Source organism: Candidatus Binataceae bacterium (assembly GCA_035508495.1).
Taxonomy (GTDB): domain Bacteria; phylum Desulfobacterota; class Binatia; order Binatales; family Binataceae; genus JASHPB01.
The window spans coordinates 45,981-57,379 of record DATJMX010000036.1; the positions used below are offsets into that span (position 1 = coordinate 45,981).

Sequence of the window (11,399 nt, forward strand, 5' to 3'; positions counted from 1 at the left end):
TCAGGTTGTGCCGGTAAAGAACGCGATCGAGCGGCCGGCGAAGGCGCTGATCGGCGCCCAATACACTCCGAACAGGATCGTCGCCACCGCGAACACTCCCATCAGGCTGTAGTTCCAGATATCGAAGGACACTGTGCCTTCGTCGCCATTGGGCTGCTGCAGGAACATCGTCCAGACCGGTTTCAGATAGTATCCGAGGGACACCACCGAATTGAGCACCCCGATCAGGGCCAGCAGATAAAACTTGCTGCGTATTACTGCGGCGAAGATATAGAACTTGCCGATGAATCCTACGGTCAGAGGAATGCCGGTGAGTGAGAAGAGGAAGATCGTGAGCGCGATCGCCGGAACGATTCCGCCGCGCCAGGCGAGTCCGCGATAGGCATCGATATCTTCGCGTCCAGTCGAGTTCGCAACGATCATCACGACCAGGAAAGCGCCGGCATCCATTACATAGTACGCGAACAAGTACACGAGCATCGCATGGATGCCGTCGTTTGACAGCACGACGAAACCCATCAGCGCGTAACCCGCTTGCGCGATACTCGAATACGCGAGCAGGCGCTTCATGTTGGTCTGCTGCAGAGCGGCCAGATTGCCAAGCGTCATCGTGATGATGCAGACGAAGAGCAGCAGTTGCGGCCAATCAACCCCGGCGAGAGCCTGCCAGCTTCCGCCCGAAGCGAGATGCGAGATCGCGGGGAAGAAGAACCGTGTCAGGAGCGCGAAACCCGCAGCTTTGGAACCGATTGCGAGGAATGTCGTGATCGGAATCGGCGCGCCAGTGTATACGTCGGGCGCCCACATGTGGAACGGCACCGACGCCACTTTGTATCCCAGACCGCTCAGGATCAGCACCAGCGCAATGAATACTGCCAGCACCGGCAAATGCCCGGGGGCCGATAGCGCGCGGTTTATCTCACTGAAATCCATCGAGCCGGTCAGGCCGAAGATCCAGCTCATGCCATAGATCATCGTGCCCGACGCGACGCCGCCATAGATCAAGTATTTCAACGCGGCTTCGAGCGAGCGGCGATTGTGGCGCAGAAATCCAGTCAGTACATATGAGGTCAGGCTGACGAACTCGAGCGACAAATACGCCATCAGCAAGTTTGCGGATTCCGCCATCAGGAACATCGCAAAGGTGCTCGATAGCAGAATCGCGTAATACTCACTTTGGTCGCAGTCACGAACTTCGCGCGACCCCATCGACATCCAGATGCCGACCACGGTCGCGAGGCCGATCAAGGCGCGGAAGAAGACCGCGAACGAGTCGAACACGAGCATCCGATGAAACAGCCATGCGCCCGGCATCGCCGGCTCGAATGCGATCGCAAGGAGAGCAAGAACCGACGTAACCAGCGCGATGGATCCAAGCCAGCGCTTGCTGATTGACGTTCCGGCGACGGCAAGATCGAGCAGAATGATCGCCAGAATACCGGCGACGAGAATTATCTCGGGGACGAAGTGCTGCAAGCTCGCGAAGTTTCCGAGATCCATCTCGCCTACCTAGTGGAGCATCGCGATCGCTGTCGCGGGCGCGGCGAGCACGACCTGGTTCAGATGCACCAGTGAGGTATTCATCAGATTCAGAATCGCGTGCGGATAGACGCCCAGCACGAGCACGATGATCGCAAGAGGCACAAGAGTGAAGGCCTCACGGAAAGTGAGGTCCGGGAATCCCTTATATTTCTCGTTGAGCGGCCCGAGATAGATTCGCTGGTACGTCCAGAGCAGGTATCCCGCAGTGAGCACCGCAGTCGCCGCACCGAACGCAGTGAGTATCGGATGCGTCTGCCATGCGCCGATCAGTACCAACACCTCCGAGATGAAGGCCGACATTCCCGGCAGTCCCATACCGGCGAAGAATGCGAACCCGGTCATGCCGGCGTAAATCGGCATCTGCTGCGCGAGGCCGCCGAAGCCGGCAATCTCGCGATGATGTGCGCGATCGTAGATCACGCCGACCAGGATGAAGAGCATCGCCGTGACGGTGCCATGATTGAACATCTGCAAGACGGCGCCGTTGATACCTGCGGCGGTGAACGACGCCGCGCCGAGCATCACGTATCCCATGTGACTAATCGAGGAATATGCAATCAGTTTCTTGAAGTCGGTTTGCGCCATCGCGCACATCGCGCCATATACGATATTGACTGCGCCGAGCACGCCGAGGAACAGCCACGCCATCTGATGCGTCGCCGCGGGCAGGATCGCGAAGTTGACGCGCAGGATTCCGTAGGTGCCCATCTTGAGCAGCACGCCCGCGAGGATCACCGAGATCGCCGTCGGCGCCTCGACGTGCGCATCGGGCAACCAGGTATGGAACGGGAACGCCGGAATCTTAATCGCGAAGCCGATGAACAATGCGAGCCAGGCGACGCGCTGGAAATTGAGCGAGTAGGTGCTCGCATTCGCCGCAAGTTGCGTCATGTCGAAGGTAGGTATCGGGCTGTAGAAGTAAAGCCCCAGCATCGCCAGCAGAATCAGTACCGAACCGAGTAGCGTATAAAGAAAGAACTTGATCGCGGCGTATTCGCGTCGCGGACCGCCCCAGATGCCGATGAGAAAGTACATCGGGAGCAGCATCACTTCCCAGAAAATATAGAACAGAAAGAAATCGAGCGAAACGAACACGCCCATCATGCCGGCGTCGAGCATCAGCAGCAGTGCATAGTATCCTTTTTCCGCGCGGCTGACACTAAAGCTCGCGAACACCGAGAAGAAGCAGATAATCGCAGTGAGCAGCACCATCGAGATGCTGAGACCGTCGACGCCCATGAAATAGTTGATGTGATAGGCCGCCATCCATGGCGCTTTCTCGGTGAATTGCATCGCCGTGGTAGTGGTGTCGAAGTTCTGATAGAGCCACCACGCGATGAAGAGCTGCGGCACCGTAGTTGCCACTGCTATCCACTTGAAGGACGGCGTCAGATTGTTGGGAAGCGCGAGTATGATCGCCGCCCCAATCAGCGGAATGAAGGTTATCAGCGTCAGCGCGTGACTCATCGTCGCTCTTCCCGTCTCTCCTGGTCTGCCTCAGCCCGCACGCGCGACCGCGCGCACTAGCAGGATCAGCATCACCGCCGCAAGAATTCCATAAAGGTATCCGTTGATTGATCCGGTCTGCAGCCGCCGCAGCCGGTTGCCTACGTCGAGCGTGATGATCGACGCGGCGTTCACGAGACCATCGACGACGTAATGGTCGAACAATCCCGAAAGCCACGACAGGAACAGAATCACTACCGCGGCGAAATTGACTACTCCGTCTATAATATGAAGGTCGAACCAAGCCAGCGCTCGCGTCGCCATCAAGTATGGCTGGACGAACGCACGGTCGTAAATTTCATCTACATAGTACTTGTTGAGTACCAAGTCGTACAGCGCGCCGCCGCCGATACTGCTGAAGCGCTCGGGATCCATGGTCTGCTGCCGATACATCATGTCGGCGAAATACCATCCCGCAACGACCAGACTGAACGTAATGAGTGCAAAGATCGCTTCCGTCGAATGGCTTCGGATATGCGATTCCACTACGTGCCGCGTTACTTCAGACGAGAAGACCGGATCGAGAAATTCCTCGAACGGTTTCCACGAGACGATAAACTCCGGAATGTTTCCGAGACCACCGACTACCGAGAGCGCGCCAAGCACGATCAGCACATATGACATCGACGCTGGCGATTCGTGCAGATGATGCTCCTGCTCGTGCGTGCCGCGGAACTCGCCGAAAAACGTCATGTACACCTGGCGGAACATGTAGAAGACCGTCAGCGCCGCGCCCGCCAGCAGCAGCAGCCAGACGAAGACGTGCCCGTGCGCATATGCTTGCCAAATGATCTCGTCTTTCGACATGAATCCGGCGAAGGGCGGCACGCCGGCGATCGCGAGTGTCGCGGCGAGGAAGGTGATGAACGTGATCGGCATCTTGTGCCGCAACCCGCCCATCTTGCGCATGTCCTGCTCTCCCCCCATCGCATGGATGACCGAGCCCGAGCCGAGGAAAAGGCAGGCCTTGAAAAACGCATGCGTCATGAGATGGAACACGCCCGCCGCATACGCGCCGACGCCGACCGCAGCGAACATGTATCCGAGCTGACTCACGGTCGAGTACGCGAGAACTTTCTTGATGTCGTTTTGCGCGAGTCCGATCGTCGCGGCGAACAGTGCAGTGAGGCCGCCGATCACCGCGATCACAGTCATCGTCGCCGGCGCCATTGAGAACAGGAAATTGAGGCGCGCGACCATGTAGATACCGGCCGTGACCATCGTCGCCGCATGGATGAGAGCGCTGACAGGCGTAGGACCCGCCATCGCATCAGGCAGCCACACATACAAAGGTATTTGCGCCGATTTGCCGGTCGCACCGATGAACATTAGCAACGTCGAGAAACCGACGACGCTCCAGCCGAAATAGGGCATGTGCACGCCGGCGAGCATCGGCGCGTACTTCGCGATCTCGCGCGTCACGAGGGTCGGATGTCCGATCGCGCCGAGGCCCTGGAACAGCGCGTAGAGCGCCATCACGAAAGCGAGGTCGCCGACGCGGTTGACGATGAACGCCTTGTTGCCGGCGGTAGTATTGGCGAGCGTCGTGTACCAGAAACCGATGAGCGCGAATGAGCAGAGACCCACACCTTCCCATCCGACGAACATCAGCCATAGGTTGTCGCCGAGGACGAGCGTGAGCATCGCGAACGTGAACAGGTTCAGCCAGCCGAAGAATCGCCAGTACGAATCCTCGTCGTGCATATAGCCAGTCGAATAAATGTGGATGAGGCCGCCGACGCCGGTGATAATCAGCGTCATGATCATCGAGAGCGGATCGAGCCAGAACGCGATATCGAGATCGAGCCCGCCGATATGCATCCACGGCCACAGGTAGTCGATCATGAAGCGATCATCGGGCACCAGATGCAACATGCGCACGAGCGCGCTGACGGCGATCGCGAAGGCGGCGATTACGGCGCCGCAGCCAACGATGTTGATCGCGACCTTGCCGACGTTCTTCTGCAGCCACGGCCCGAGCAGAAAGTTAATCGTCGCGCCGACCAGAGGCAGCAGGATGATCAGACGGATGAAACTGACTGGAATCGGATGGTCCATCGGCACTAACCGCTCATCGTCTCCGTTGCACTGACGTCGATGGTCCTGAAGTTCTGGTAAATCGCGAGCACGACAGCGAGACCGACCACGGCCTCAGCCGCGGCGAGCATGATCACGAAAATCGCGAAGATCTGGCCGTCGTATTTGGCGCCGCCGTAAAAGTTGAATGCGAGGTAGTTGATATTCGCCGAATTGAGTATCAGCTCGACGCCCATGAGGATGCCGATAGCATTGCGGCGCGAGAGCACGCAGTACATGCCGAGGCCGAAGACGATCAGGCTCAGCACCAGAAAATGATAAAGGGTAATTCCCCCGCCCATCCCGCTATTCCTTTGCCTCGTGCCGCGAAATTACAATCGCACCGATCAACGCCGCGAGCAGCACGAGCGACGCGACTTCGAAGGGCAGTACATATTCGCCCAGGAACGCATTGCCGATCCCATACGTAGTCGGTGCGACCTGCGGCGCCGCCTGATGCCAGGGCGTGCGGACCACCGCGTAAATCATGACGCCCACTGCGAAGACTGAAACAACCAGCGCCGGCACTACGCCGACTTCACGATTCGATACGGTGACGTCGGCGATACCCTGGGTGAGCATCACCGCGAAAATCGTCACGACCAGGATTCCGCCGACATACACGAGGAGCTGCACCATCGCGACAAAATCAGCGGCGAGCATGACGTAGATTCCTACCACGCCCATGAAGGCGCCGAGCAGCGCGAAAGTGGAATATACAATGTTGCGCGAGAACGCGGTGAAGGCGGCCGATCCGACGGTCAGCGCCGCGATCGCGTAGAAGATAACCTGCTGAAGCATTCCGTTCCCCCGCGCGCCGGTCCCTACTCCTGCGCGTCCGCCTCCTCTTCCCCATCGGCAGGTGGCGCCCCGTTGACAACTGCGCCGCCGGCCCAGGCCTGGCCCGGGGTCGCGAACTCATTTATATAGCGCATGCCGCGATTTAGTATCGGCGCGATACGTTCGTCGGTCTCGGGACCCTTCTTCGGCTTGTACGCATCGATCGGATCCGTCACAAAGCGCCGAATCATGCTCTCCGTCGAGAAGTCCGCCCCTTCGAACTCGCTCGTATGATGAATCGCGCCGGTCGGGCACGGCTCGCTACAGAGGCCGCAATACATGCACTTGATAATGTCGATATCGAACTGAGAAATCGTGAGAACCTTAGTCTTCTGATCCTTCTCACAGGCGATAACGATGCAATCGATCGGGCAGGCGCGCTCGCAGGCGAGGCAACCGGTGCAGATCTCGAGATCGACGTTGAGAATTCCGCGATAGCGATAGGGCAGCGTGTCCTGCACGCGCACCGCGATACGATCGGGGTACTGAACCGTGTACGGCTTGCGCATGAAATGCGACGCCGTTACCGCCATACCCTCGAAAATCGTGCTGACGGTTTCCTTTATATTCTGAAAATATTCGCCGATCGCGCCCATCGAACCTCTATATTGTCGGACGGAAATAAAGTTCCATCCGCGAACGCCTGACGTAGTAAATGACCCGCTGGACGAAGATGAACGCGACCACCAGCCCCACTGCGAACATGATATAGCCTGCAACCGAGTTGCCATCGGGCCAGATCGCGACCCAGACCGCCGTGCCAAGCATGTTCACGAACGAGATCGGCACGAAATACTTCCAGCACAGCGACATCAGCTGATCGATACGCACGCGCGGCAGGGTGCCGCGAATCCACATCGAAAGGAAAACCAGGAACAGCACCTTCACGTTGAACGTGATCAACTGCAGCACGTTCATCACGACCGCGTTGTTGGTCACGCGTGGAAATTGCCATCCGCCGAGGAACAGCGTCGTGATAATCGCGCCGATGATGAACAGGTTGCCCCACTCCGCCATGAAAAAGAACAGGTAGCGCATCCCGCTGTACTCAGTCGCAAATCCGGCGACGAGTTCCGATTCCGCCTCGGGCAGATCGAAGGGAGTGCGGTTGCCCTCGGCGAGTGCCGATACATAGAGGATGTTGGCGGCGACGAAGGTGAACGGATTCGCGAACAGGAACCAATGCTGCGGCGCCCAGCCCTGCGCCTTGATGATCGACTGCATCGAAAGCGTTCCGGTCATCAACACGACCGGAAAAATCGAAAGGCCGGCGGGAATTTCATAACTGACTATTTGCGCCGCGGAACGGATCCCACCGATCAGCGACCACTTGTCGTTCGACGCCCACCCGGCCATCAGCACCCCGACGACGGTGATCGCCGTGACCGAGGTCATATAAAGGATGCCGACATTCATATCGGCCAGGATGAGCGCAGACGAAAACGGCATCACTGCCCAAGGCAGCACGAAGGCGAGTACGACTAGATACGGCGCCATCTTAAATAGATGAGGGTCGGAGTCGGCCGGAATAACGTCTTCCTTGCAGACGTGCTTTACGCCGTCGGCGAGCCACTGCAGAAAGCCATTGGGCCCGACGCGATTCGGGCCGACGCGCGACTGGATTCGCGCCCATACGCGGCGCTCGACCCAACTGACTATTCCCGCAAACGGAAACGCAACGCCGAGGAACACGACCGCGCTCAGCACGATGATCACGATCGCGCCGACGATCGTCGCAGGCATGCCGCCGAAGCTCTTCGACGAAACCAGACTATTAATCAGTTCCTGCATTCAACCCTTAGCGATCGATCTCCGGAGCGATGACATCGAGGCTCGCGATCAATGTCACGAGGTCGGCGATCATCAGCCCCTGACTGAGTTTCTGCGTAATACCCATTGCGGCGAACGATCCAGTGCGCACATGGACGCGCCACGGATAAGCAGTGCCGTCGCTGACGGCGTACCATCCCATGTCGCCGCGGGCCGATTCAACGCGAATCTGGCATTCGCCCGCCGGCGGCTTGAAGTTGCGCGGCACCTTCGCGAGCACGGGGCCGGCCGGGATCTGCGCCAAGGCCTGGCGCAGGATTTTTACCGATTCCTTCATCTCGCGGATCCGCACCATGTAGCGATCCATCGCGTCGCCGAGCCTGCCCCACTCGCCCGACCCGACAGGCACGTCAAAATCGAAATCAGGATAGGCGGAGTAAGGAATGTCCTTGCGGATATCCCACTTCATGCCCGAGCCGCGCAGGTTGGGACCGACGAGGTTGTAGCTAATCGCTTCTTCGAGCGAGATGATTCCGATGTTCGCCAGCCGCTCGATATATATTTTGTTGAAGGAGAGGAGCGCGTTGTACTCCTCGAGAATCGGATCGAAATGATCGAGATATGCGAGCGCTTTCTCGCGCCATCCCGGCGGCAGATCCCACGCGACACCACCGATACGCATATAGTTAAATGTCAGCCGCGCGCCGCAGAGCTCCTCGATCAGGTCGTTGATCATCTCGCGCTCGCGGATCGCATGCGTGAACGGCGTCATCGCGCCGATATCCATGCCCATCGTGCCGACGGACAAGAGATGTGACGCGAGGCGATTAAACTCGGCGGCGATCACGCGGCAATACTCACCGCGCTTGGGAACCTCGATATTCGCGAGCTTCTCGCTCGCCATGCCCCATCCCTGGTTCGTGAACATCGCGCAAACGTAATCGACGCGATCGGTATAGGGCATGAAGCCGTGATAGCCGACTTTCTCGGCGATCTTCTCAATCGAGCGATGCAGGTAGCCGACGTCGGGAATCGCCTCGCGCATTACTTCGCCGTCGGCGCGCACGATGAAGCGCAGCACGCCGTGGGTTGACGGATGCTGCGGGCCCATGTTGAGGGTCATTTCTTCGGTGCGAAAGGTACTCATTTCTTTTTCGAGTCGAGCCGGATAATCGGGCTCTCGCGGATAGTTGAAATGCCGTGATACTCGGTCGGCTCGACGAAATCCTTGCGCAGTGGATAGCCGATCCAGTCCTCGGGCATCAGGATACGCCGCAGATCGCTATGACCTTCGAAGGTGACACCGAGCAAGTCGAAAATCTCGCGCTCCATCCAGTTGGCGGACTTCCAGACTTCTTCGAGCGTTGTGACCGACGGATTATCGCGCGGCAATTTGATTTTCATCACCGCGCCGTGGCGCCTCGAATATGAGAACAAATGGTAGACGACTTCAATACGATCCTTGTAATCGACGCCGCTCTCGTTGGAGAGGCAGTCCATTGCCAACTCGGGATCGTCGCGCATGAACGTGCCGACCTCGACGAGCGCAGACGGATCGATCACGATGAACGGGTCGGGCTTCTTCTCGGAAACTTCGAGAACTCGATCGCCGAACCGTTCTTTGACCCGCTCGTATATCTGGAGCGGTTCCATACTCACGCCGCTGCGACTCCATTGCTCGAGCGCGCCAACCAACGCTCGGACATGATTTTTTCCTGGAGCTTGAGCAGTCCCTCGGTCAGCGCCTCGGGACGCGGCGGGCATCCGGGAACGTAAACATCAACCGGCAAGATCTTATCGACGCCGTCGCAAACCGAGTACGCGAGCTGGAACAGGCCGCCGCAGCTTGCGCATGAGCCCATCGCGATCACGTACTTGGGATCGGGCATCTGGTCGTAGAGGAGCCGCGTGCGCAGCGCCATCTTAAGCGTCAGCGTGCCGGCGACGATCATCAGATCGGACTGGCGAGCCGAAGCGCGCGGCGTGGCGCCGAAGCGCTCGATATCGGCGCGCGGGCCACCGGTATGCATCAGCTCGATCGCGCAGCAGGCGAGGCCGAACAGCATGTACCAGATGCTCGACTTGCGCATCCAGTTGAGCAGCTCATCGGTCTTGGTCGTTAAAACGTAATCGGGCAGCGTGTTCAAAAGCGGCATACGAAAACCTCAAACCCCCGACTCCGGAACCTTCTTGATCCACTCGAGATCATGCTTCACCCAGACGTACACCAGCCCGACGAAGAGAATCATCAGAAAGACGAAGATCTCGCTGAGCGCGTAGAGGCGGCGCCCGCTGCGCACCCAATCGAGATACACGGCCGCGATCGGATAAACGAAGGCGACCTCGACCTCGAACACGACGAAGATAAGCGCGATCAGATAGAAGCGGACGTTGAAATTAATCCACGCGCGGCCGGTCGGCGGCTCACCGCATTCGTACGGGATAAGCTTGCGCTCGTGCGGATTGGAGGGCGCGAGCAGCTTTTGCAGGCCGAACATCAGCGCCACGAACCCGATACCGATGATCGTGAGAGCCAGTGCCACGCCGAAGTTTACGTACATTTTGGATTACCGAGTCCTCATTAGTTGGACTGGAATAAAAGGTCAAGAAGAGTGACTTGAGCGTGAACGAATCACGCTTTAACAATTCTAATCCAAGCCCGCTAACTTTCTTACTGACATCATATCACTTTCGGGCCGCGAGCAAGCGCTCCAGGGTCTTCTTGCCAACCCACGCCCCATGATCGTTGGGGCACTTGAGCATGTCGACTCCGCCCTCGGTTTCCGCTCCCAACGAGGCCTTGCAGTACGGACACAGCATCGCGTTGAGCCGCTCGCGCATCCTCTCCAGCAATTCCGCATCGCGCTTGCGCGCCCATTGATCCTCACGCGCCGCTTCGACGTCTTTGAACTTCTCCCCCATCCGATCTTTTTGATCGCTCACGCTCAGCCCCTCCTCAAGTGACTCTATGTCATGTCCTTGATCAGCTTGCCGCTGCGCGCCTTCTCGACCGTCGATTCGAACTTGTCGCCAAGGTCGACGCCCATCTGCCTCGCGCGCTTCTTCGCCCACATCCCGACGTTGCGCGAATCCTTGTAGAACGATTCATCGCGCGGCGTCGACGTGTCGAAGTTCGAAAGACGCGAACTTTCGCTCTCGACCACTGCGAACGACGACATCACGCGTCTGAGGCGCGCGCCTCCGCACGCGGGACATACCCGCCGCTCGCGACGCCTGGTATTCAGGACGACATGCGAGCTGATTCGCTCGCACCCGGCACATTCATACTCGAAGATGGGCATCCGACCACGACCATATCGTGCCCCGGAAAAGCCCGCAATTACGGTTCGCCGAACATCATGAAGATGTGAACTGAACTTAAAGGTTACGGATTCTATCCGCTCGCGAGCGATCAGGATTTCGGCGGCGCGCCGCGCCACGACTCGCGCAGATCGAGGATCGGCTGCGCAAGCGGACTGCCGACGAAGAGCAAAAGACCAACCGCGCCCACCACGACGCCGCATCCGATCCACCATAGCGAATGATCGCGGAGTCCAAGCACCAGCATGATCAGTCCCCAAAGCGGCATGATGAGCGACACGCCAAGGCGCATCAGCGCGCTCATCGCATTTTCAGCACGTTCCTGCGGCGTCGGCATCGCTATT

General features: G+C 58.5%; 14 protein-coding genes. All 14 read right to left on the reverse strand.

What is annotated here, in order from left to right; genetic code table 11:
* Positions 1 to 1,500 carry an NADH-quinone oxidoreductase subunit N gene (locus VMA09_12185; GenBank protein ID HUA34358.1) on the reverse strand — a complete coding sequence of 500 codons (1,500 nt, stop codon included), beginning with the start codon at positions 1,498 to 1,500 and terminating at the stop codon, positions 1 to 3.
* 9 nt (positions 1,501 to 1,509) lie between these two features.
* A complete protein-coding gene (locus VMA09_12190) occupies positions 1,510 to 3,009 on the reverse strand; it encodes an NADH-quinone oxidoreductase subunit M (GenBank protein HUA34359.1) in 1,500 nt (499 codons plus the stop codon).
* Positions 3,010 to 3,039: 30 nt separating this feature from the next.
* On the reverse strand, positions 3,040 to 5,106 hold the full coding sequence (gene nuoL, locus VMA09_12195; GenBank protein ID HUA34360.1) for an NADH-quinone oxidoreductase subunit L: 2,067 nt from the start codon (positions 5,104 to 5,106) through the stop codon (positions 3,040 to 3,042).
* A gap of 5 nt (positions 5,107 to 5,111) precedes the next feature.
* Positions 5,112 to 5,426: an NADH-quinone oxidoreductase subunit NuoK gene (nuoK, locus tag VMA09_12200; protein HUA34361.1), complete on the reverse strand. Its 315-nt coding sequence runs from the start codon at positions 5,424 to 5,426 to the stop codon at positions 5,112 to 5,114.
* Positions 5,427 to 5,430: 4 nt separating this feature from the next.
* Positions 5,431 to 5,925: an NADH-quinone oxidoreductase subunit J gene (locus tag VMA09_12205; GenBank protein ID HUA34362.1), complete on the reverse strand. Its 495-nt coding sequence runs from the start codon at positions 5,923 to 5,925 to the stop codon at positions 5,431 to 5,433.
* A 23-nt stretch (positions 5,926 to 5,948) separates the two neighbouring features.
* A complete protein-coding gene (locus VMA09_12210; GenBank protein HUA34363.1) occupies positions 5,949 to 6,560 on the reverse strand; it encodes a 4Fe-4S binding protein in 612 nt (203 codons plus the stop codon).
* A 7-nt stretch (positions 6,561 to 6,567) separates the two neighbouring features.
* Complete coding sequence (gene nuoH / locus VMA09_12215) at positions 6,568 to 7,755, reverse strand: NADH-quinone oxidoreductase subunit NuoH (GenBank protein HUA34364.1); 1,188 nt, start codon at positions 7,753 to 7,755, stop codon at positions 6,568 to 6,570.
* A 7-nt stretch (positions 7,756 to 7,762) separates the two neighbouring features.
* Positions 7,763 to 8,881, reverse strand: coding sequence for an NADPH-quinone oxidoreductase (locus VMA09_12220; GenBank protein HUA34365.1), 1,119 nt, complete (start codon positions 8,879 to 8,881; stop codon positions 7,763 to 7,765).
* Complete coding sequence (locus tag VMA09_12225; GenBank protein HUA34366.1) at positions 8,878 to 9,387, reverse strand: NADH-quinone oxidoreductase subunit C; 510 nt, start codon at positions 9,385 to 9,387, stop codon at positions 8,878 to 8,880. The genes VMA09_12220 and VMA09_12225 overlap by 4 nt, the downstream gene beginning before the upstream one ends.
* 2 nt (positions 9,388 to 9,389) lie before the next feature.
* The gene (gene nuoB, locus VMA09_12230; protein HUA34367.1) at positions 9,390 to 9,890 is read right to left on the reverse strand and encodes an NADH-quinone oxidoreductase subunit NuoB; all 501 of its coding nucleotides are present in this window, start codon (positions 9,888 to 9,890) and stop codon (positions 9,390 to 9,392) included.
* Between the two features lie 9 nt (positions 9,891 to 9,899).
* Complete coding sequence (locus VMA09_12235; protein HUA34368.1) at positions 9,900 to 10,295, reverse strand: NADH-quinone oxidoreductase subunit A; 396 nt, start codon at positions 10,293 to 10,295, stop codon at positions 9,900 to 9,902.
* A gap of 124 nt (positions 10,296 to 10,419) precedes the next feature.
* Positions 10,420 to 10,677, reverse strand: a complete 258-nt coding sequence (locus VMA09_12240) for a zf-TFIIB domain-containing protein (protein HUA34369.1) — start codon at positions 10,675 to 10,677, stop codon at positions 10,420 to 10,422.
* Positions 10,678 to 10,700: 23 nt separating this feature from the next.
* A complete protein-coding gene (locus VMA09_12245; GenBank protein HUA34370.1) occupies positions 10,701 to 11,036 on the reverse strand; it encodes an FmdB family zinc ribbon protein in 336 nt (111 codons plus the stop codon).
* 110 nt (positions 11,037 to 11,146) lie between these two features.
* Positions 11,147 to 11,392: a hypothetical protein gene (locus VMA09_12250; protein ID HUA34371.1), complete on the reverse strand. Its 246-nt coding sequence runs from the start codon at positions 11,390 to 11,392 to the stop codon at positions 11,147 to 11,149.
* Between the last annotated feature and the right edge of the window lie 7 nt (positions 11,393 to 11,399).